The following is a 20,567-nucleotide window of genomic DNA, read 5'->3' on the forward strand; positions in this document are numbered from 1 at the left end:
ATCGGGCATCGGCCCGTACCGCCGCCGTCCCGTACCGCTGTCCGGACCGTCGCCGTCCCGCACCGGAATCGCCCCGTACCGCCGACGTCCCGGCCGACCGGGAGCCGGTTCGCGGGTGGATGCCCAGGTCACCGCGGAGCAGGCCGAGGTCACCGCGGATTAGTACGACAGATACGCCTCCCCTGTGGACAACCTCCGCGTCCGCCTCGCCCGACCTGGCAGCATGGCGGGGTGACAGCAGCAACGCATTCCTCCCGCTTCCCTCAGGTCCCCGAGTCGGCCGACGCCGTGCTCGGCGGCCTGGACCCCGAGCAGCGCGAGGTCGCCACGGCCCTGCACGGCCCGGTGTGTGTGCTGGCCGGAGCCGGTACGGGCAAGACGCGCGCGATCACCCATCGCATCGCGTACGGGGTGCGCGCCGGGATACTCCAGCCCACGAGTGTGCTCGCCGTCACGTTCACCAACCGGGCCGCCGGTGAGATGCGCGGACGGCTGCGCCAGCTCGGCGCGGGAGGGGTCCAGGCCCGGACGTTCCACTCCGCTGCCCTGCGCCAGCTCCAGTACTTCTGGCCGAAAGCGGTCGGCGGCGACCTGCCCCGGCTGCTGGAGCGCAAGGTCCAGCTGGTCGCCGAGGCCGCGGCCCGCTGCCGCATCCGCCTCGACCGCAACGAGCTGCGCGACGTCACCAGCGAGATCGAGTGGTCCAAGGTCACCCAGACCGTGCCCGGCGACTACCCGGCCGTGGTCGCGAAGACCCAGCGCGACGCCCCGCGCGATCCGGCCGAGATCTCCCAGATCTACGCGACGTACGAGGAGCTGAAGCGCGACCGGTCGGTGATCGACTTCGAGGACGTGCTGCTCCTCACCGTCGCCATCCTCCAGGACCGCCACGACATCGCCGACCACGTCCGCCGCCAGTACCAGCACTTCGTCGTCGACGAGTACCAGGACGTCAGCCCGCTCCAGCAGCGGCTGCTGGACCTCTGGCTCGGCGACCGGGACACCCTGTGTGTCGTCGGCGACGCCAGCCAGACGATCTACTCCTTCACCGGAGCCACCCCCGACCACCTGCTGAACTTCCGCACCCGCCACCCCGGCGCGACCGTGGTCAAGCTGGTCCGGGACTACCGCTCCACCCCCCAGGTCGTCCACCTGGCCAACGGTCTGCTCGGCCAGGCCCGCGGCCGCGCCGCCGAGCACCGGCTCGAACTGGTCTCGCAGCGCGAGCCCGGCCCCGAGCCCGCCTACACGGAGTACGCGGACGAGCCCTCGGAGGCCGAGGGCACCGCCCGCCGGATCCGCGATCTGATCGCCGCGGGAGTCCCGGCCGGCGAGATCGCCGTGCTCTACCGGATCAACTCCCAGTCCGAGGTCTACGAGCAGGCCCTGGCGGACGCGGGCGTGCCGTACCAGCTGCGGGGCGCGGAGCGGTTCTTCGAACGGGCCGAGGTGCGCGAGGCCGGAGTCGCCCTGCGCGGCGCCGCCCGCGCCGGGGGCAACGACTCCCTGCTCGACGACGCGGAGGGGCTGCCCGCGGAGGTGCGCGCGGTGCTCTCCACCAAGGGCTGGACCCAGGAGCCCCCCGCGGGTTCGGGAGCGGTGCGCGACCGCTGGGAGTCGCTGGCCGCCCTGGTCCGGCTCGCCGAGGACTTCGAACGGGCCAAGCCGGGCGCGACCCTCTCCGACCTGGTGGCGGAGCTCGACGAGCGGGCCGCCGCCCAGCACGCCCCCACGGTCCAGGGCGTCACCCTCGCCTCGCTCCACTCCGCGAAGGGCCTGGAGTGGGACGCCGTGTTCCTGGTCGGCCTGACCGAGGGCATGATGCCGATCACCTACGCCAGGACCGACGAGCAGATCGAGGAGGAGCGCCGGCTGCTGTACGTCGGCGTCACCCGGGCCCGCCTCCACCTCTCGCTGTCGTGGTCGCTGTCCCGTTCGCCCGGCGGCCGCGCCGGACGGCGCCCGAGCCGCTTCCTCAACGGTCTGCGCCCCGGCTCGGCACCCCTCGGTGCGCGCGGCACGGCCGGCGGCGGCGGGATCGAGCGGGGCGCGGCGGGACCGGTCGCCAAGCGCGGCCGTCGCGGCCCCGCCCGGTGCCGGGTCTGCGGCAGGACCCTCACCGACGCCGGCGAGATGAAGCTGATGCGCTGCGAGGACTGCCCCTCCGACATGGACGAGGCGCTGTACGAGCGGCTGCGCGACTGGCGTGAGGTCAGGGCGAAGGAGATCGGCCAGCCCGCCTTCTGCGTGTTCACGGACAAGACGCTGATGGCGATCGCCGAGGCCGTACCGGGCAGCGAGGGCGAACTGGCGGTGATTTCCGGCGTCGGCGCGCGGAAGCTGGGCCGGTTCGGTACCGCCGTCCTGGCCATTTGCGCAGGTGAGACGGTTGAGGAGGTGCTCGGACAGGCAGCTGACGAGATGTGAGAAGAACTCGTCGAAAAAATAGTTTGCGCCTGCCCCAGTCATCACCATAGGTTCTTAACCACGGGAACAGCGACTTCTCTGAAGCCCTGGTCCTGTGCTGTACTTATCCGAATACGTAGGACCGGCCCGCCGGTCCGCCCGAGACGCCGAGAGGAGGCGATTGAAGTGATCAGCATCATCGAGACCAACAAAATGACCGATCTCTCGGTCGTCTCCGCCTGCTCGCTCGGCCTCACCCGCTCTTCCGAGTCCTCGCTCCGTGGCACCGGTCTGTCCGGCATCTCTGCCGCACGTCCGCTGTCCCCGGCGAGCCTCCCCGTGCGGGAGCGCAATGAGCGACCGGCTCAGGCACCGGCAGCAGCAGTAGCGAAGGGACAGGCCCAGGCCTATGCCTTTGCGGCCGTCGGTGCGGGAGCGGAATCCGGCGCCAAGAAGCAGACGATGCAGCACCACACGATGTGGGCCTTCCGTGGGCCTGAACCCTGGAGTGATCCAGCCTGATTCACCATCAGGCCGGCGCCTTCAGGGCCGCGGAACCCCACTCGGGATCCGCGGCCCTTTTGTTTTGTCCGAACGGACGAGACAGCGCGAAGGAGCCTCGGGACAAGCAACACCCGGTACCAGCCGCCACCCGGCCAACAGGCCGGAACGACCAGACGAGGACACCACCCACCGTGCAACTCGAAGCGCACGCCCCGTCCGTACCGCCTTCCGACACGATCCCGCCGCCCGGCCTCACGGAGGACTCCACCTTGTTCCCCCTCACTGCGCTCACCGCACTCGACGACGCCATCGAGAACCTCGGCGTGCCCGTCCCGTGCCGCTCCTACGACCCGGAGGTCTTCTTCGCGGAGTCGCCCGCCGACGTCGAGTACGCCAAGTCCCTCTGCCGCACCTGCCCGCTCGTCGAGGCCTGCCTCGCCGGCGCCAAGGAGCGTCGCGAGCCGTGGGGCGTCTGGGGCGGTGAGCTCTTCATCCAGGGCGTCGTCGTCGCTCGCAAGCGGCCGCGTGGTCGTCCGCGCAAGAACCCGGTCGCGGCGTGATCGCCGGACTGGGGGCCACGGCCCCCAAACCCATGAAGCGCATCGGCACCATCGACCGTCCCCACACCCACGATCCCCGAAATCAGGCAGCAATGTCCGTCCCCACGAATGAGCCCGTCGGCTCCGCAACACCGAACGTCAAGATCATCGGCGCGAACGACTCGCGTCAGAACAGGACCCGCGAGATGCAACTCATCCCAGAAGCCCTGGCTCGTGCTCATATGCACGACCGCATGAGGGAGGCCGACACGGAGCGCCTGGCGGTACGCCTGGTCAACGCGCGCCGTATGCAGCGCCGGGCCGAGCGCGCTTCGATGCGCGCCCGCCGGGCGCTGGCCATGGCCGTCATGCACTGAGCCGGGCCGCACACCAGCAGTACCCGCTGCCGGGCAGCCGCTCTGCCCGGCAGCACCCAGTACCCACAGTCAGTACCCCTTCCGCGGGGCCGGTCCGAAACGGACCGGCCCCGCGGTCGTGCTGTGCGGTGGCGCCGAGCGAAGCGGCGGCGACGGAGTTATCGTCACGAGGTGGACGAGGAGACCCAGCACCGGATCCGGCGACCCGCGCAGAGCGACGCCGCGGTCGTCACCTGCACCCTGTGCGGCAGCTCCGCCGAGAGCGAGACCGCACCGCCGACCTGGATCTGCTCCGTGGAGAACGGCAGACGCCAGTACTTCTGCGAAGAGTGCGCCCGCACCCACATCAGGTCGATCGAGAGCAGGCTGGACTCCGCCTGGTGGTGACCTGCCCGGAGCCAGGACCCCCGGCCACGCAACTCCGGACCTACGCTCCCAGAGACGCGTCTCCCGCCAATTCCTGCACCGCGGGCCCCTGCATCTCGGGTTCCCGGACCGCGGCCTCCTGCATCTCGGGTTCCCGGACCGCGGGCTCCCGCACCTTGCATTCCCGCAAGGCGGGCTCCTGCACCTGCTCGTCCTCCGGCAGAAAGCCCGGCAACCAGGATTCGAGCTCGTCGCGCAGCCGCACCGTCGCACCCAGCTGGCACAGCACGCCGATCGTGCTCAACGTCACCCGGTGTATCAGCAGATAGGCGGGCGGCAGATTCAGCTGCTTGCCGAGCTGGTGGGCGGGGGAGCGGGGATCCGCGATACGCGCCGCCTGATTGCGCATCCAGCTCCGGGTGAACGTGAACTCCTCCACCTGCGCCGGCTCGATGATCGGAAGGAGATAGCCGAGCACCGCGTCCGGGTCGAGGTCGATCGTGTCCTTGACGAACCCCTCCTCGCGCAACAGCTCGTACACCGCCTCCGCCTCGCCCGCCAGCGTCAGCCGCAGTGAGTCCCCGATGGTCTGCGGCAGACCGCCCGGCAGCCGGTCGACCGTCCCGAAGTCCAGCACTCCGAGCCGCCACTGACCGTCCTCGCCGGTCCCCTCGTCCGGAGGCAGCAGCCGGAAGTTGCCCGGATGGGGGTCCGCGTGCAGCAGGCCGGTGCGCGCGGGCCCCGAGAAGAGGAAGCGCGCCAGCAGCTGCCCCGCCCGGTCCCGCTGCTCCGGTGTGCCCTCCGTGATCACCTCGGACAGCGGGACACCGTCCATCCACTCCGTCACCAGCACCTGGTCGGACTGGTGCACCACGCCGGGGATCACGACGTCCGGATCGTCCGCGAACTCCTCGGCATGATCCCGTTGCGAGCCCGCCTCCTGCTCGTAGTCCAGTTCCTCCGAGACCCGGTCGCGCAGCTCCGTGATGAGCGGTTTGATGTCCATCCCGGGAATCAGCGGGCCGAGCAGGCGGGCGAATCTGCTGAGTTGGGTCAGGTCCGAGAGAAGTGCCTCGCCCGCGCCCGGATACTGCACCTTCACCGCGACGTCGCGACCGTCGTGCCAGACCGCCCGGTGCACCTGGCCGATCGAGGCGGCGGCCGACGGCTTGTCCTCGAATTCGAGGAACAACTCCCGCCAGTCCTCACCCAGCCGCTCCGCCAGCACCGTGTGCACGGTACCGCTGGGCATGGGCGGTGCGGCTTCCTGGAGCTTGGTGAGCGCCGCGCGGTACGGTCCGGCGACCTCCTCGGGCAGGGCCGACTCGAAGACGGACAGGGCCTGCCCGAGCTTCATCGCCCCGCCTTTCAGCTCGCCGAGGACCTTGAACAACTGGTCCGCGGTGCGCTGCTGCACCTCCCTGGCGACCAGCTCCGCCGATCTCCCGCCGATCCGCTTGCCCAGACCCCACGTGGCACGGCCGGCGAAGCCCAGAGGCAGGGCGGCCAACTTGGCGGTGCGGGTGACCGCTTTCCGGGGTAGATCAGACATGAGCCCCTCCAAATCCCAGACTGCCGTACCGCGTGCGGCGGTTACCCGGCCATTGTGTCCTGCTTCGCTCCGGTCCCGGAGGAGCCCTCCCGGTCAGTGTGCCCAGCCGCTCCACAGGAACAGCCGAGGTGAGGCCTCAACCGCTCGGCCCGCCAGTCCAACAGCGGCAGTGCGGCCTCCCAGCGGGTCCCCGTGCTCGCGGGCAGTTCGCCGTCCAGGAAGGACAGCGCATGGGCCGCCGCGAGCCCCGCGACCGCCGTCGCCAGCCCCAGGTCACAGGCCTGCACGGCAGTTCGCCGCCCGGACTGCCACTGGGACAGCATCCTCGTCCAGTCCTCGTCCCCGGCCGCGCGGTCCAGCGCCAGGCATCCGGCGCAGGCCGTACCCCCGGGCAGGACCAGGGGGCCGACGAACCCCGTCGCCTCCATCACTCCGGCGTACAGATGAGGCGTTCCCGACGCGATCCACGGGTCGGCCGCACGGGGGTCGGGGACGTAGGCGGTGAAGCCGTCGCGAGGGGCCATCACGATCAGCGACAGACCCGGCTCGCCACCGGCCGGGGAGCCCGCGGTCTCCGCCGCCCGGGGAGCCGGCCCTGCGGCGGATCTGCGCACCAACTGCCGGGCGGCGGTGTCCCTGCGCTCCCCGACGGACGCCGGCGGAAGCCCGCCGGGTGAGATGTCGCACGGCTCGGTGTGCCCGCCGTCCAGAACCTCCACCCGGCCCACCCCGGACCCGGACAGCACCGCCGCGATCGCGGCACCGACCCGTCCCGCACCCCGCACCTGGACCCGCATCGCCCGACGGGCCGCCAGCCGCCGCATACCGCCGCCCGGTTCGGGATGGACGACGGAGAGCGATGCCAGATCGGGGCGGTGCCGGTCCAGGGCGCCCGGCCTGTTCCGTAACGCGTCGGCCTCCGGACCGGCGGCCCGTACGTCGTCGATCAGTCCCGCGTTCATCAACCTGTGCACCAAGATCTCCACTTGATGGCCCGACAGGTCCAGTGCGCGGGCCTCCTCGCGCAGCAGTGGGAGACCGCGTGTTCCGTCGAGCAGTTCCAGAAAACAGCCCGTGGCGATATCCAGTGGGCCGAACTTCACGGCATGGGCGCGAGTCACGCCGAATTGCACGGTGCCCTGGCCGCGCCATGCGCGGCGCAGTGCGGGCTTCAACATCGGATGCACGGCGACCCCCGGTCTGAGTTCCTTGATCTTCGCGGTTCCCTGATCCCCGCTCGCGGGCCGCTGCCCGTGATCGTCGGGAGATCCGTTGCCAGAATGCAGTCCCGCGCCGAAGCGTGCAGAAAGTTATCCACAGGCATGGGGTATTAGTCGTTCAAATGGTGCATGCCATGGACTGGATCAAGCGTGAACCGTCCGGAGACGGGACTTCCCCCGCCGCCACCGGGTAACGTCGTGGCGTGCCCGCCGACCCGTCCCCCGGAATCGCCGGGGAGACCCCCGCGCGCAGTGCCGGAACCCAGCAGCGCAGCGCGACGGACCGTCCGCCCCGCGCCTCGGCAACGAGCGCGGTCGAGGTCCGCAGGAGCAACCGCCGCAGCAGAACGGTCTCCGCGTACCGGGAGGGCGACCGCACCATCGTGCTCATCCCGGCCCGGATGTCGGAGGCCGAGGAGCAGCGCTGGGTGAACGTGATGCTCGACAAGCTCGCGGCGCAGGAGAGCAGACGCGTCTTCGGCGACAGCGAACTCGCCGAGCGCGCCGAGCGGTTGTCCGCCCAGTACTTCGAGGGCCGGGCCAGGCCCGCATCGGTGCGGTGGGTGACCAACCAGAACACCCGCTGGGGGTCCTGCACACCGGCGGAGGGCAGCATCCGTCTGTCGCACCGCTTGCAGGGCATGCCCGAGTACGTCGTCGACTACGTGCTGGTCCACGAGCTGGCCCACCTGCTGGTTCCCGGTCACGGCCCGCGCTTCTGGCGGCTGCTGGAGGCGTACCCGCGTACCGAGCGGGCGCGTGGCTACCTGGAGGGAGTGGTGGCGGCCGACCGGCTGCCCCAGCTGCCCGCCGCGCGCGGTGAGTGACGTCCACCGATTCTGTACCGGGTGTGTACCGACTTAGCTCGATGTCGGAGTTTGCGGTTAGCCTGGCGCGACGCATTCACATTCGGGATGGGGGACGGTCGTTACGCATGGCCAGGGAATTCCAACGCGGCCACAAGGCCAAGATCAGCGATCTCACGCCGGGGACGGATCTGTACGTAGGTGTGCAGATCGCCGGTCAGGGACTGACCTTTGACATCAGCTGCTTCGGCCTCGACGCCAATGAGCAGCTCTCCGACGACCGGTATTTCATCTTCTTCAATCAGCCTAAATCACCCGAGGAGTCCATTCAGCTCCTCGGTGCCCAGGCCGGCGACACCGAGTCGTTCCGCGTCACCCTGGACCGCGTTCCGGCGCACATCCACAAGCTGTCGTTCACCGCGACGGTCGACGGGGCCGGACAGATGTCCCAGGTCGGCCCCGGATACATCCGGATCGTCGCGGGTGGCGAGGAAGTCGTCAGGTACGCCTTCAACGGTTCGGAGTTCACCACCGAGCGCGCGGTGATGCTGGGCGACTTCTACCTGAAGGACGTCTGGCGGTTCGCCGCGGTCGGTCAGGGCTTCGACGGCGGCCTCGACGCGCTGCTGAAGAACTTCGGCGGCGAGGTCGCCGAGGAGGAGCCCGCCGCACCTCAGCCGCAGGCCGCGGCGCCCTCGTTCGCCCCGCCGGCGCAGGCATCCGCACCGGCCCCCGCCCCGTCCTTCGGGGCCCCGCCCGCGCCGCAGGCGCCCCAGCCCCCGCAGCCGGCTCCGTCCTTCGGTGCTCCGTCCGCCCCGGCCCCGCCGCCCACGCCGCAGCAGCAGATGCACGCCGCGCCGACGATGGCGGCGCCGCTGGCACCGCAGGGCGGCATGGTGCCGCCGCCCGCCCCCGCCCCCGCTCCTTACGGGCAGCCGCCCCAGCAGCCGCAGTTCGGGCAGGTCCCCGGCCAGGTCCCCGCCGCCGCCCCGTACGGTCAGCAGCCCCCCGGCCCGTACGGTCAGCAGGCCCCGGCTCCGTACGGTCAGCAGCCCCCCGGCATGCAGCCCCCCGGCATGCAGCCGCCGGGGATGCAGCCGCCCGGTATGCCCCAGGGCGTGCCGCAAGGTGTTCCGCAGGCCGGTGCCGGTCTCCAGGCGGCGCTCCAGCCGTACAAGGAGACGCCCACCGGTCAGCGCTGGACCCCGCAGAACCAGCAGCTCATGCGGGTCGACCTCACCATGGGCGGTACGCCGGTGCTCGCCCGCCAGGGCAGCATGGTGATGTATCAGGGCAAGGTCGACTTCGGATACAAGGGCGCCGGTTTCGCCGGCCGTATCGTCGGCAACGCCACCGGCCAGGAGATGCAGCTGATGCGCTGCAGTGGCCGCGGACAGGTCTTCCTCGCCGAGGACGGCTCCCATCTGCACGCCATCGAGCTCCAGGGCGACGGCATCTGCGTCTCGGCGGAGAACGTCCTCGCCTTCGACGAGTCGCTGCAGCACGAGGTCCGCCGGATCGAGGGCCACGGCATCCCCGGCGGCGCCCTGTTCACCATGCAGTTCCAGGGCACCGGCACGGTCATCGTCAAGACCCACGGCGTCCCCGTCGTCCTGCCGGTCACGCCGACCACCTTCGCCGACTGCAACGCCGTCGTGGCCTGGTCGGCCGCGTCCCAGGTGATCATCTCCAGCCAGGTCCGGCTGCGCCGCAACGCGTACCCGGGACACAGCGGGGAGACCGTGAACCTCCAGTTCCGGGGCGCTCCCGGCAACTTCATCGTCGTCCAGCCCTACGAGGTCTGAGGGAGTCCGTCATGAACCAGCAGCTCGCGGGCTACGCCCCGACCCCCGTCACGGCCCGTATGGAGAACCACGGCCGCACGATGCTCAAGGTCGCCATGGCCACCGGCCAGGACCTCTACGCACGTACCGGCTCGATGGTCGCGTACGAGGGCTTCATCCAGTACGAACCCAACCCGCCCGCCGTCCGGCAGATCGCCTCCCAGTGGATCACCGGCGAGGGCGCACCGATCATGAAGTGCTCCGGCGACGGGCTGCTCTACCTCGCCGACTACGGCGCCGATGTGGTCGTCATCAACCTCAACAACGACTCCCTCTCGGTCAACGGCACCAATGTCCTGGCCTTCGACGGTCATCTCACCTGGGGCGTGGAGCGGGTCAAGGGCCTCGCCAAGTTCGCCGGCCAGGGCCTGTGGAACGTCTGCATCTCGGGCACCGGCTGGGTCGCGATCACCTCGCGCGGCACACCGATCGTCGTCGACTGCGGACGCGGCGAGGACGAGACCTACGTCGACCCGGACGCCCTCGTGGCGTGGTCCCCGAACCTCAAGGTGAAGGGCAAGCGCAGCTTCAAGGCCTCCTCGCTCATAGGGCGGGGCAGCGGCGAGGCGTACCAGATGGCGTTCTCCGGCCAGGGCATCGTCGTCGTACAGCCGAGCGAGGACAGTACCGACCGCCTGCGCGTCCGGAACTGACGGGGGAGGAGAACACACCATGCAGAGTCCGCTCTTCAGCTACACCGAACAGCAGTCCCAGGACCGGTACACCGTCCAGAACCCGCAGCTCCTGCGGGTCTCGCTGACCGGCCACGACGACGTCCTCGCCCGCAAGGGCGCCATGGTCGCGTACCAGGGGCTGATGGAGTTCGACGGCGAGTACCAGTCGCACGGACAGCGCCGCGCCCGCGCGAGCACCGGTGAGGGCCTCGACCTGATGCGCTGCTCCGGGCAGGGCACCGTCTACCTCGCCAACCTCGCGCAGTACATCCACGTCGTGGACGTCGACCACGACGGCATCACGGTGGACAGCGCCTATGTACTGGCACTGGACTCCTCGCTGCACACCGAGGTCATCGCGGTGGACAGCCAGTACGGTATCTCGGGCACCGGGAAGTACCAGCTCAACATCTCCGGCACCGGCAAGGTCGCCCTGATGACCTCCGGCCAGCCGCTGATGATGCAGGTCACGCCCGACAAGTACGTCAACGCCGACGCCGACGCGATCGTCGCCTGGTCCAGCTCGCTGCGGGTGCAGATGCAGGCCCAGACGCACTCCTCGGGCGTCTGGCGGCGGCGCGGGAACACCGGCGAGGGCTGGGAGCTCAGCTTCCTCGGCCAGGGCTTCGCCCTGGTGCAGCCGAGCGAGGTGCTGCCCCCGCAGAACCACGAGATCGGCCAGGGCGTCCGCGCCCAGTTCGGCATGGGCCAGCAGGGCGCCCACGGTCAGAACCAGAACAACTCCTGGAACTGAACCACCGCGCAGCGGCAAGCGAACACGGGTGAGGGGCGGTCTCCGCGGAGACCGCCCCTCACCCGTGTTCGCAGGGAGGTTCCTACCGGCGCCGCTCCAGCTCGGCACGGGTCCGCTCCATCAGCCGTACGACCGAGGTGTCGGCCACCGAGGCGACCTCGTCGTAGGCGAACCAGCGCAGGTCCAGCGACTCCTCGCTGATCTGCTCCGTAGCCCCGGAGGGTGCCAGCGCCGCGTACTGCACGTCCAGGTGCCAGTGGCAGGGCGCGGGGATCGGGTGGCGGTCCAGCCTCACCGGGCCGCCACCGAGCAGGGTCAGGCCGGTGATGCCGGACTCCTCGGCCGCCTCCCGCAGCGCCGCGTCGGCGAGCGACTCGTCCTGGGGCTCGCAGTGACCGCCCATCTGGAGCCACATCCGAAGCTTGCGGTGCAGGGTGAGCAGCACCCGGCCGCGCTCCGGGTCGACGACCAGCGCGCTGGCCGTCAGATGGCCGGCCCCGCAGGCCTTCCACATGGCGTCGGGGTGCTGTGCCAGATGGCCGAGATAGCCCTGGCGCAGCTCACCCTGGGCCGGATCCGGGCTCTCGTACCCCTTCAGGACGAGAACGGCGTCGTCGTACAGGCTCACCGGTCGCTGTCGCCCTTGCCGTCGTCCTTGCGGTCCTCGGTCTCCGCGCTGTCGGCCGGGCCCTTGTCGTCCGTGTCCGCGGCGGGCTTCTGCGGGCCCTTCGCGGCCTCGCCGAGCATCTTGTCCAGCTCGGAGAAGTCCAGCTGCTCGTGGTGCACGAAGCCGTCCGGATCGTCCAGGTCCTGGGCCGTGGGCAGCATGTCGGGGTGCTCCCACAGGGCGTCGCGCCCGTCCAGACCGCGGGCGTCGGTGAGCGAGGCCCACAGGCGCGAGGCGTCACGCAGCCGCCGCGGGCGCAGCTGGAGACCGATGAGCGTGGCGAAGGTCTGCTCGGCGGGACCGCCGGAGGCACGGCGCCTGCGCATCGTCTCGCGCAGCGCGTCCGCCGAGGTCAGACGGGACTTCGCGGCCTCGTGCACCACGGCGTCCACCCAGCCCTCGACCAGCGCGAGAGCCGTCTCCAGCCGGGCCAGGGCGGCCTTCTGCTCCGGGGTGTCCTCCGGCTGGAACATGCCCTGCTGAAGGGCGTCCTGGAGCTGCTCGGGCTGCGACGGGTCGAACTGGCCGACCACGTCCTCCAGCTTGCTGGTGTCGACCTTGATGCCGCGCGCATAGCCCTCGACGGCACCGAACAGATGCGAGCGCAGCCACGGGACGTGGGCGAAGAGACGCTGGTGCGCGGCCTCGCGCAGCGCGAGGTACAGCCGTACCTCGTCCTGCGGCACGCTGAGGTCCTTGCCGAACCGCTCCACGTTCAGCGGCAGCAGCGCGGCCTTGCCCGCCGGGCCCAGCGGCAGGCCGATGTCGGTGGAACCGACCACCTCGCCCGCCAGCACCCCGACGGCCTGCCCGATCTGCTGGCCGAACATGGCGCCGCCCATCGACCGCATCATGCCGATCAGCGGGCCCGCCATGGCCTGCATCTCCTCGGGCAGCACATCGCCCATCGCGAGACCGACGCGCTCCGCCACCGGGTCGACCAGCTTCTGCCAGGCGGGAAGGGACGCCTCGACCCACTCCGCACGGCTCCACGCCACGGTCGAGACCGAACCGGAGGGCAGCGACGTCACGCCGTCCAGCCAGAGATCGGCCAGGCGCAGCGCCTCGTCCACCGCGGACCGCTCGGACGGGCCGACGCTGGCGTCCTTCGTGCCGTCCGGTGTGCCCTGCGAGACCGTCTGGCGGGCGATCTGCTTGGCCATGTCCCAGTTCACGGGACCGCCCTCGTAGCTCAGCATCTGGCCGAGCTGCTGGAAGGCGGCGCCCAGGTCATTGGGGTTCATCGTGCCGAACATCGCCGCGAACGGGTTGTCCCCGCCCGCGCCGGGCCCGAAGCCGAACGGGTTCGCAGGCCCGCCCGAACCCTGCCCACCTCCGGTGGGGTCCTTCTTCTTGCCCTCGTCGCCGTTCTCCGGCTCCTCCGGCGGAAGGCCGAATCCGAATGGGGTGTCACTCACGGGTTTCCTCGGCTCGTAGGGCCGTCGGCTCGAACCGACGGCGACTGCCCGACATCACCATCCAGCGTAGACACCAAAAGTCCGCTTAGGGCCTCAGTGCTCCGCCGGCTCCCGGCCTGCGGCAGGATGGACGCCACCTGGTACGCACGCGTCATTCGGGTACGTACTGAAGACAACCGCTGGAGACGCCCGGTGAGTTCCCCAGATCCTCAGGTTCGCGCAGCGCGAAACCTGTCCGCCCCCTCGACCGAGAACAAACCAGAAAAGAACCGCTCCAAGAACCGCGGCCCCGTCGTCGCGGTCACCGGTGCGGCAGGGGGCGTGGGCGAGCTGCTCACCGCGCGCCTCGCGGCATCCGAGGAGATCAAGCAGGTCATCGCCATCGATGAACGCCGAGGTGAGGTCTCCGAGGCGACCTGGCACATCCTCGACGTACGCGACCCCGCCATCGCGGAGAAGCTGCGCGGCGCAGATGTCGTGGTGCATCTCGCGCTCGATCTCGACCTGGAGACCGACCCCGCCGCCCGCACCGCCTACAACGTGCGCGGCACCCAGACGGTGCTGACGGCCGCCGCGGCCGTCGGCGTCCACCGTGTCGTGCTGTGCACATCGGCGATGGTCTACGGGGCGCTGCCCGACAACGACGTCCCGCTCGCCGAGGACGCCGAGCTGCGCGCCACTGCGGAGGCCACCGGTGTCGGCGACCTCCTGGAGATCGAGCGACTCGGCCGCCGCGCGCCCCGCGCCCACCCCGGACTCAACGTGACCGTGGTCCGGCCCACCGTCCTGGTCGGCGGTACGGACACCGCGCTGACCCGCTACTTCGAGTCGCCGCGCCTCCTGGTCGTCGCCGGATCGCGTCCGACCTGGCAGTTCTGCCACGTCGACGACCTGGTCACGGCCCTGGAGTACGCCGCACTGGAGAAGATCGACGGCGAGTTCGCGGTCGGCTGCGACGGCTGGCTGGAGCAGGAGGAGGTCGAGGAGCTCAGCGGCGTACGGCGGATGGAGCTGCCTTCCGCGGTGGCCCTGGGCGCCGCCGCCAGGCTGCACCGGATCGGCCTCACCCCGTCCCCGGCGGGTGATCTGGCGTACACGATGCACCCCTGGGTGGTCAGCGTGAGCCGGCTGCACGACGTGGGCTGGCGCCCGGCGTGGACCAACGAGGAAGTGCTTGCCGCGCTCCTCGAAGAGGTCGAGGGCAGGCACACCGTCGCCGGACGCCGTCTCGGCCGCAAGGACGCCACCGCGGCCGGTGCCGCCGGTGCGACCGTGGCGCTGCTCGGCACCGCCGCCCTGGTCCGCCGCGCCCGCAAGGCCCGCCGCCGCATCTGAGGGCCGACCGGCGGGGACCGCCCGAGCGGGAGCTTCTGTAGAAGGCTCCAAGGCCAGGGGCGGCCCGCCGGTGGAAAACGCAATTCCGCCTTGTCTGCGCCGTGCGGCACCATGGGTCTCATGGCTCCCACCTATGACCACCCCGGCGAGCGGGCGGCGGGCGATCCCGTCCGGCTGCTGGAGATTCGCGACACCCCGCTCTCCGTCGACGAGGTCTTCCGGGCCGTCGGGGACGACGCGGCGGGCGGCACGGCGCTCTTCGTCGGTACGGTGCGCAACCACGACTCAGGGCAGGACGTCGGCGCGCTCGGGTACTCCTGCCACCCCTCGGCGCAGGACGAGATGCGCCGGGTGGCCGAGAAGGTCGTCGCGAATTTCCCGGTCCGGGCGCTGGCCGCCGTCCACCGGGTGGGTGACCTCCAAGTGGGCGATCTCGCGGTGATCGTCGCCGTCTCCTGCCCGCACCGCGCCGAGGCGTTCGCGGCCTGCCGGAAGCTCATCGACGACCTCAAGCACGAGGTCCCGATCTGGAAGCACCAGCGCTTCTCGGACGGTACCGAGGAATGGGTCGGCGCCTGCTGAGCACAAGCGGGCCGGTAGGCCGTCCGGTCCGATTTGCGTAACCCCACCCCTGCCGTGAGCGTTGGTTGTCCAGACGGTTAATCTGCTGATCGGTCAGTTGCGGTCGCTCATGGGTAGGGAGGTCGTAATGGCAGCACTTGCCTGGTTGCTGATTCCGCTTTTCGCTGCGTTCGGTGCCGCGATATGGGGAAGCTGGGCCACCCGCAATCGAACGACCGGCGATGTCTCCGAGCTCGCCGGCTATGCCAGGTTCCGCGAGGCGATGGAGAAGCCGCACTCCGGTTCCGACGTCGTCTGAACGTTTGCTCGCGCGTACGCAGTCGCCGATCCGCATCGTGGCTCCGGCTGCCGGCACAGCCCGCGCCCGGATTCCCGCCTCGCACGGACCGGCCCCGGCGGTGCACTGACAGACCCTTCCCGTACTGTCGTTCCATGCCACGCCGCACCGCGACGATGCTCGCCTCCACACTGGTCCTCATCGCGCTGCTCTGCGCAGGCGTGCTGATCAAAGTGCCGTATTCGGAGATGTCTCCCGGTCCGACCGTGAACACCCTCGGCGAGGTCGGCGGCGAACCCGTCCTGCAGATTTCCGGGCACAAGACGTACCCGACCTCCGGCAACCTCAACATGACGACGGTCAGGGTCACCGGTGCCGACTACAGCATGAATCTCGTCGAGTCCGTCTACGGCTGGCTGGCCCACGACAGCCTGGTCGTGCCGCACGACACCCTCTACCCGGACGGCAAGACCGAGCAGCAGTCGACGCAGGAGAACGCCGAGGAGTTCAGCCAGTCCCAGGAGAGCGCCAAGGTCGCCGCGCTGACCGAGCTGAAGATCCCGGTGACCTCGCGCGTCGTGGTCTCCACGGTCGTCAAGGGCAGCCCCGCCCAGGGCAAGCTGCACGCCGGCGACGTGATCAAGCAGGTCGACGGCGCGCCCGTCGAGCAGCCCGAGGACGTCGCGAAGCTCGTCACCCGCCGCGACCCCGGCCAGAAGGTCACCTTCACGGTCGTCCCGGCCAAGACGGCGGAGGCCGCCGAGAAGGCGGGCAAGGAGCCCGAGGGCAGCCGGAAGATCGTCATCACTACGGCGAAGGCACCCAAGGAGGACCGCGCGATCGTCGGCATCCAGGCCGGGACGGACCACACGTTCCCGTTCCGGATCGACATCAAGCTCGCCGATGTCGGCGGCCCGAGCGCCGGTCTGATGTTCTCGCTGGGCATCATCGACAAGCTGACCCCGGGCAAGCTCACGGGCGGCAAGTTCATCGCGGGCACCGGCACGATCGACGACAAGGGCAAGGTCGGCCCGATCGGCGGCATCAACATGAAGCTGGTCGGCGCGCGCAACGCGGGCGCCAGGTACTTCCTGACGCCGGACGAGAACTGCAGGGCCGCCGCCTCCGACACCCCGAGCGGACTCACGCTGGTGCGGGTGAAGACGATCGACGACGCGAAGAAGTCGCTGGAGAAGATCAAGGCGGGGGACACGGCCGGACTGCCGAGCTGCTCGGCAGGCTGACCGCGCCCCCTGCGGGGGAGACGCCGGGAGGTCAGGCCTCGAAGGTCGCGGCCAGCGCGTCGGCCAGGCCGGGTACCAGACCGGCGCCGGTCCGCACCTCGCTCGGGGTGTCCTTCGCGCGCAGCCGTACGGCCGACTCACGCGTACCGTCCCGGAGGACCGCCACGGTCATCCGCACCTCCTGACGCTCCGGGTGCTTGGCGACCCACTTGGTCAGCTGGGCGTCGCTGAGCCCCTCGGGCACGGAGGCCTCGGCGGACGGCGGCAGCATCAGCCGCTCCACCGTCATCGCGCATCCGATCACCGCGTCGGGCCAGGCGATCGTGGCGAGGAACTCGTCCAGGGCGGTGCCCGGCGGCAGCTCGTCCTGCTCGATGGGGGTCAGTGCGGCAGTCGGGGATTCGGAGCTGTCCAGGCCGAGCTGGGCGGCGAGACCGGGCTCCTGGACCCGTAGCCTGGCGGTGTCGACCAGGGCGAAGAGCCGGGCCGGCTGGTCCCAGCCGAGGCCGGAGATGTACTCGTCGATTTCGAGCACGGCGACGGTGAGCGGACTGGCGGCCATCGGGGGGCCTGAGGGGGAAACGTTGGACATGGCCAATATCCTGCCTCCTTCCGCCCCGGGAACGGGAACTAGGTAAAGCCTCAGTAAGTTGCATAGGTGGGCTCTACGATCGCTGGGCCCGCTCCACACGACCCGCGAACTTCGAGGTGCGCACGTTGGCTTTCCAGATGCCGGACCGCGGCGGAGGCCCGACCGGGCCACGGATCAGAGTCGGCCGCCCGTCCCGGCGTGCCCGTACCCTGCTCATGACATTGGGCGTCCTGGCGGTTCTCGCCATGGCGTTCGTCATGTTCGCCGGGTTCTGGACTGACTGGCTGTGGTACCGGTCGGTCGCGTATTCATCCGTCTTCACCACCACCCTGTGGACCAAGATCGGGCTGTTCCTCGTCTTCGGACTGCTGATGGCCGTCGCCGTCGGCCTGAACATCTGGCTCGCGCACCGGCTCCGGCCGCCGCTGAGCGCGATGTCGCTGGAACAGCAGAGCCTGGACCGCTACCGGATGAGCCTCGCCCCGCACAAGAAGTGGGTGCTGCTCGCGATCACCGCGCTCGTCGGTCTGATCGCCGGAGCATCCGCCTCCGGCCAGTGGCGTACCTGGCTGATGTACGTGAACGGCGTGGCGTTCGGGCAGAAGGACCCCCAGTTCCACCTGGACGTGTCCTTCTACGCCTTCGATCTGCCCTGGTACCGCTTCCTGCTGGGCTTCGGCTTCGCGGCCACGGTGCTCTCGCTGATCGCCGCCGCGATGACCCACTACCTGTACGGCGGGCTGCGCATCACCAGCCCCGGAGCGCGCGCGACGGGCGCGGCCACCGGGCATCTTTCGGTGCTGCTCGGCGTCTTCGTCTCGCTGAAGGCCGTGGCGTACTGGCTCGACCGGTACGGCCTGGCCGTGAAGTCCAGCGACTTCAAGGCCACGGACAACTGGACGGGCCTGCGGTACGTCGACGCCAACGCCTACCTGCCGGCGAAGACCATCCTGTTCTGCATCGCCGCGATCTGCGCCGTGCTGTTCTTCGCGACGCTCTGGCGCCGCACCTGGCAGCTCCCGGTCATCGGCTTCGGCCTGATGGTGCTCTCGGCGATCCTGATCGGCGGGCTGTACCCCGCGATCGTGCAGAAGTTCCAGGTCCAGCCGAACGAGCAGGCCAAGGAAGCCCCGTTCATCCGGAAGAACATCGAAGCGACGCGTGACGCGTACGACATCGACGACGCCAAGGTCGACGACTACTCCGGCAAGAGCACGACGGACGACGACACCAAGCTGCGCGCCAGCGCGAACGACGCCGCCAGCTACCGGGTGATGGACCCCAACGTCGTCTCCCCGGCCTTCCAGCAGCTCCAGCAGAAGAGGAACTACTACCAGTTCCCCAAGACACTGGATGTCGACCGCTACAAGGACGCCGCAGGCAAGGACCAGGACACGGTCATCGGTCTGCGCGAGCTCAACCTCGAAGGCATCCCCAAGCGCAACTGGATCAACGACCACTTCACCTACACCCACGGCTACGGCGCCATCGCGGCCCGGGGCACGACGACGGGCAAGAACCCGAAGGGTTCCCCGGACTTCACCGAGTCCGGGCTGCCGACGTCGGGTGAGTTCCCCGAGTACGAGCAGCAGATCTACTACGGCGAGAAGACCGAGCAGTACTCCATCGTCGGAGGGCCCCAGAAGGAGCTCGACTACGAGGAGGACGGCGAGAAGACCACCAGCTACAAGGGCGACAGCGGGGTCAGTCTCTCCAACGCGTTCAACCGCGCCGCGTACGCGGTCTCGTTCAGCGAGCCGCAGATCCTCTACTCGGGAGCCATCGGCGAGGGCTCGCGGATTCTCTACAACCGCACGCCCAAGGAGCGCGTCGAGGCGGTCGCCCCGTGGCTGACCATCGACGGCGACGCCTACCCGGCCGTGGTGAACGGCCGCATCCAGTGGGTCGTCGACGCGTACACCACCACCAACGGCTACCCGTACGCCTCCCGTACGACGCTCGGTGACACCACGGCCGACTCGCTGACCACCAACCAGCGTGCGGTCGTCGCCCAGCAGAACCAGGTCAACTACATCCGCAACTCGGTGAAGGCCACCGTCGACGCCTACGACGGCAAGGTCAAGCTCTACGAGTGGGACACCGAGGACCCGGTCCTCAAGACCTGGCGCAAGGCGTTCCCGGGGACCGTGGAACCCAAGGCGGACATCCCGAAGCAGCTCATGGACCACCTGCGCTACCCGCAGGACCTGTTCAAGGTGCAGCGCGAACTGCTGACCCGCTACCACGTCACGAACCCCGCGCAGTTCTACAGCGGCAGTGACGCGTGGCAGGTCCCGGACGACCCGACCAACAAGGAGTCCGGCGCCGTCCCGCCGTACTACCTGAGCATAAAGATGCCGGACCAGGACGCTCAGAAGTTCTCGCTGACGACGACCTTCACCCCGAAGGGGCGGCCCGACCTCGGGGCGTTCATGGCGGTGGACGCCGATGCGGCCAGCAAGGACTACGGCACGATAAGGCTGCTGAGAGTCACCACCACGGTGAAGGGCCCGGGACAGGTACAGAGTGAGCTCAACGGCAACGACGACGTCGCCGAGTTCGTGAGGAACCTGAAGGGGACCGACTCCGACATCGAGTACGGCAATCTTCTGACCGTGCCGCTGGAGGGTGGCTTCCTCTACATCGAGCCGGTGTACACGCGCGGTGGCACGCAGAACTATCCGCTGCTGCGCAAGGTCGCCGCCTCGTACGGGTCGAAGACCGTCTTCGAGAACAGTCTCGGGGAGGCGCTCAACGCGGTCTTCGGGGTGACGGACTCCGGCACCACCCAGCCGCCGGACACCACCAGGCCACCGGGCACCACCCAGCCGCCGGCCACCGGTGACGCGGCGCTGAAGAAGGCGATCGCTGACGCGCAGAAGGCCTACTCGGAGGGCGAGGCGGCCCTCAAGGAGCAGGACTGGGCCGCCTACGGCAAGGCCCAGGCGGACCTGCAGGACGCGCTCCAGCGTGCGGCGGCCGCTCAGCCGAAGCCGGGCAGCGAGAACGGCGCGGGCGGCTCGGACAAGTCGGACGGTGCCGACAAGGCGGGTGCCGACAAGGCCGACGGCGCAGACAAGGCCGACGGCGCCGACAGCGCAGACAAGAGAGACAAGCCGGTCAACGCCGACAGCGGTGGCTGAGTAACCCGGTAAAGGCTCACCTCCGCGTCGTGGTACGGTTTCACCACAACGACGCGGGGTGGAGCAGCTCGGTAGCTCGCTGGGCTCATAACCCAGAGGTCGCAGGTTCAAATCCTGTCCCCGCTACTGAAAGACCAAGGCCCGGATCCTTTCGAGGATCCGGGCCTTCGTCGTGTCACGGCGACTTTCTTGTGCAGGGTGCGTGAAGTGCGGTTCGCGGGGCACGAGTTGGCTCCGGACGTGTTTGACTTATCTCTCTGTGGGCAT

Annotated in this window: 19 protein-coding genes and 1 tRNA gene; 15 read left to right on the forward strand and 5 right to left on the reverse strand. The window is 69.8% G+C overall.

Annotation, left to right across the window (positions count from 1 at the left end; all coding sequences use genetic code 11):
- Window positions 1-231: 231 nt before the first annotated feature.
- The 5 genes from ACGF8B_RS05350 to ACGF8B_RS05370 all read left to right on the forward strand — a co-directional run bounded on the left by ACGF8B_RS05350 (window position 232) and on the right by ACGF8B_RS05370 (window position 4,213).
- Complete coding sequence (locus tag ACGF8B_RS05350) at window positions 232-2,427, forward strand: ATP-dependent DNA helicase UvrD2 (RefSeq protein ID WP_392734981.1); 2,196 nt, start codon at window positions 232-234, stop codon at window positions 2,425-2,427.
- A 165-nt stretch (window positions 2,428-2,592) separates the two neighbouring features.
- Window positions 2,593-2,928, forward strand: coding sequence for a hypothetical protein (locus ACGF8B_RS05355; protein ID WP_392734983.1), 336 nt, complete (start codon window positions 2,593-2,595; stop codon window positions 2,926-2,928).
- A gap of 173 nt (window positions 2,929-3,101) precedes the next feature.
- Window positions 3,102-3,470 carry a WhiB family transcriptional regulator gene (locus ACGF8B_RS05360; protein WP_124716511.1) on the forward strand — a complete coding sequence of 123 codons (369 nt, stop codon included), beginning with the start codon at window positions 3,102-3,104 and terminating at the stop codon, window positions 3,468-3,470.
- A gap of 32 nt (window positions 3,471-3,502) precedes the next feature.
- A complete protein-coding gene (locus ACGF8B_RS05365) occupies window positions 3,503-3,826 on the forward strand; it encodes a hypothetical protein (RefSeq protein ID WP_392734985.1) in 324 nt (107 codons plus the stop codon).
- A 171-nt stretch (window positions 3,827-3,997) separates the two neighbouring features.
- Window positions 3,998-4,213: a hypothetical protein gene (locus ACGF8B_RS05370; RefSeq protein ID WP_392734986.1), complete on the forward strand. Its 216-nt coding sequence runs from the start codon at window positions 3,998-4,000 to the stop codon at window positions 4,211-4,213.
- Window positions 4,214-4,253: 40 nt separating this feature from the next.
- On the opposite strand, the gene ACGF8B_RS05375 is transcribed toward ACGF8B_RS05370, so the two are convergent.
- Both ACGF8B_RS05375 and ACGF8B_RS05380 read right to left on the reverse strand, forming a co-directional pair.
- Complete coding sequence (locus ACGF8B_RS05375; RefSeq protein WP_392734989.1) at window positions 4,254-5,744, reverse strand: ABC1 kinase family protein; 1,491 nt, start codon at window positions 5,742-5,744, stop codon at window positions 4,254-4,256.
- Window positions 5,745-5,785: 41 nt separating this feature from the next.
- Window positions 5,786-6,931 (reverse strand): ThiF family adenylyltransferase, encoded by a 1,146-nt coding sequence (locus ACGF8B_RS05380; protein ID WP_392734991.1) that lies wholly within the window; start codon window positions 6,929-6,931, stop codon window positions 5,786-5,788.
- Window positions 6,932-7,167: 236 nt separating this feature from the next.
- On the opposite strand from ACGF8B_RS05380, the gene ACGF8B_RS05385 reads away from it, so the two are divergent.
- From ACGF8B_RS05385 to ACGF8B_RS05400, 4 genes are all read left to right on the forward strand, one after another.
- Window positions 7,168-7,791 carry a M48 family metallopeptidase gene (locus tag ACGF8B_RS05385; RefSeq protein WP_259928766.1) on the forward strand — a complete coding sequence of 208 codons (624 nt, stop codon included), beginning with the start codon at window positions 7,168-7,170 and terminating at the stop codon, window positions 7,789-7,791.
- Window positions 7,792-7,898: 107 nt separating this feature from the next.
- Window positions 7,899-9,575: a TerD family protein gene (locus ACGF8B_RS05390; protein ID WP_392734992.1), complete on the forward strand. Its 1,677-nt coding sequence runs from the start codon at window positions 7,899-7,901 to the stop codon at window positions 9,573-9,575.
- Window positions 9,576-9,586: 11 nt separating this feature from the next.
- Window positions 9,587-10,267 (forward strand): AIM24 family protein, encoded by a 681-nt coding sequence (locus ACGF8B_RS05395; RefSeq protein WP_189273532.1) that lies wholly within the window; start codon window positions 9,587-9,589, stop codon window positions 10,265-10,267.
- Between the two features lie 19 nt (window positions 10,268-10,286).
- Window positions 10,287-11,042 (forward strand): AIM24 family protein, encoded by a 756-nt coding sequence (locus ACGF8B_RS05400; protein ID WP_259928763.1) that lies wholly within the window; start codon window positions 10,287-10,289, stop codon window positions 11,040-11,042.
- A gap of 82 nt (window positions 11,043-11,124) precedes the next feature.
- On the opposite strand, the gene ACGF8B_RS05405 is transcribed toward ACGF8B_RS05400, so the two are convergent.
- Both ACGF8B_RS05405 and ACGF8B_RS05410 read right to left on the reverse strand, forming a co-directional pair.
- Entirely contained in the window at window positions 11,125-11,670 is a 546-nt protein-coding gene (locus ACGF8B_RS05405) for an NUDIX hydrolase (RefSeq protein ID WP_392734994.1), read from the reverse strand.
- Window positions 11,667-13,127, reverse strand: a complete 1,461-nt coding sequence (locus tag ACGF8B_RS05410; RefSeq protein WP_392734995.1) for a zinc-dependent metalloprotease — start codon at window positions 13,125-13,127, stop codon at window positions 11,667-11,669. The genes ACGF8B_RS05405 and ACGF8B_RS05410 overlap by 4 nt, the downstream gene beginning before the upstream one ends.
- A 192-nt stretch (window positions 13,128-13,319) precedes the next feature.
- Between ACGF8B_RS05410 and ACGF8B_RS05415 the strand changes: the two genes are divergently transcribed.
- From ACGF8B_RS05415 to ACGF8B_RS05430, 4 genes are all read left to right on the forward strand, one after another.
- Window positions 13,320-14,462 carry an SDR family oxidoreductase gene (locus tag ACGF8B_RS05415; RefSeq protein WP_392734997.1) on the forward strand — a complete coding sequence of 381 codons (1,143 nt, stop codon included), beginning with the start codon at window positions 13,320-13,322 and terminating at the stop codon, window positions 14,460-14,462.
- A gap of 120 nt (window positions 14,463-14,582) precedes the next feature.
- Window positions 14,583-15,044, forward strand: coding sequence for a molybdenum cofactor biosynthesis protein MoaE (locus ACGF8B_RS05420; protein WP_392734999.1), 462 nt, complete (start codon window positions 14,583-14,585; stop codon window positions 15,042-15,044).
- A gap of 127 nt (window positions 15,045-15,171) precedes the next feature.
- Window positions 15,172-15,342, forward strand: a complete 171-nt coding sequence (locus tag ACGF8B_RS05425) for a hypothetical protein (protein ID WP_266912420.1) — start codon at window positions 15,172-15,174, stop codon at window positions 15,340-15,342.
- A gap of 134 nt (window positions 15,343-15,476) precedes the next feature.
- Window positions 15,477-16,565 carry a PDZ domain-containing protein gene (locus ACGF8B_RS05430; protein ID WP_392735000.1) on the forward strand — a complete coding sequence of 363 codons (1,089 nt, stop codon included), beginning with the start codon at window positions 15,477-15,479 and terminating at the stop codon, window positions 16,563-16,565.
- A gap of 31 nt (window positions 16,566-16,596) precedes the next feature.
- Here the strand turns inward: ACGF8B_RS05430 and ACGF8B_RS05435 are convergent, their stop codons facing one another.
- On the reverse strand, window positions 16,597-17,157 hold the full coding sequence (locus ACGF8B_RS05435) for a PPA1309 family protein (RefSeq protein ID WP_392735002.1): 561 nt from the start codon (window positions 17,155-17,157) through the stop codon (window positions 16,597-16,599).
- Between the two features lie 137 nt (window positions 17,158-17,294).
- Here ACGF8B_RS05435 and ACGF8B_RS05440 point away from each other — a divergent pair, with 137 nt between their 5' ends.
- Complete coding sequence (locus ACGF8B_RS05440; RefSeq protein WP_392735486.1) at window positions 17,295-20,300, forward strand: UPF0182 family protein; 3,006 nt, start codon at window positions 17,295-17,297, stop codon at window positions 20,298-20,300.
- A gap of 52 nt (window positions 20,301-20,352) precedes the next feature.
- Window positions 20,353-20,426, forward strand: a tRNA-Met gene (locus ACGF8B_RS05445).
- Window positions 20,427-20,567 lie beyond the last annotated feature (141 nt).

The sequence above is a fragment of the Streptomyces sp. NPDC047917 genome (assembly GCF_043204345.1).
GTDB classification, from domain to species: domain Bacteria; phylum Actinomycetota; class Actinomycetes; order Streptomycetales; family Streptomycetaceae; genus Streptomyces; species Streptomyces sanglieri.

What these genes read in the sequence shown, in the direction of transcription:
- ACGF8B_RS05365 (WP_392734985.1), top strand. Translation starts at nt 3,503, where the DNA reads ATGAAGCGCATCGGCACCATCGACCGTCCCCACACCCACGATCCCCGA.
- ACGF8B_RS05375 (WP_392734989.1), bottom strand. Translation starts at nt 5,744, where the DNA reads ATGTCTGATCTACCCCGGAAAGCGGTCACCCGCACCGCCAAGTTGGCC.
- ACGF8B_RS05390 (WP_392734992.1), top strand. Translation starts at nt 7,899, where the DNA reads ATGGCCAGGGAATTCCAACGCGGCCACAAGGCCAAGATCAGCGATCTC.
- ACGF8B_RS05395 (WP_189273532.1), top strand. Translation starts at nt 9,587, where the DNA reads ATGAACCAGCAGCTCGCGGGCTACGCCCCGACCCCCGTCACGGCCCGT.
- ACGF8B_RS05400 (WP_259928763.1), top strand. Translation starts at nt 10,287, where the DNA reads ATGCAGAGTCCGCTCTTCAGCTACACCGAACAGCAGTCCCAGGACCGG.
- ACGF8B_RS05420 (WP_392734999.1), top strand. Translation starts at nt 14,583, where the DNA reads ATGGCTCCCACCTATGACCACCCCGGCGAGCGGGCGGCGGGCGATCCC.
- ACGF8B_RS05425 (WP_266912420.1), top strand. Translation starts at nt 15,172, where the DNA reads ATGGCAGCACTTGCCTGGTTGCTGATTCCGCTTTTCGCTGCGTTCGGT.
- ACGF8B_RS05430 (WP_392735000.1), top strand. Translation starts at nt 15,477, where the DNA reads ATGCCACGCCGCACCGCGACGATGCTCGCCTCCACACTGGTCCTCATC.
- ACGF8B_RS05435 (WP_392735002.1), bottom strand. Translation starts at nt 17,157, where the DNA reads ATGTCCAACGTTTCCCCCTCAGGCCCCCCGATGGCCGCCAGTCCGCTC.
- ACGF8B_RS05440 (WP_392735486.1), top strand. Translation starts at nt 17,295, where the DNA reads ATGCCGGACCGCGGCGGAGGCCCGACCGGGCCACGGATCAGAGTCGGC.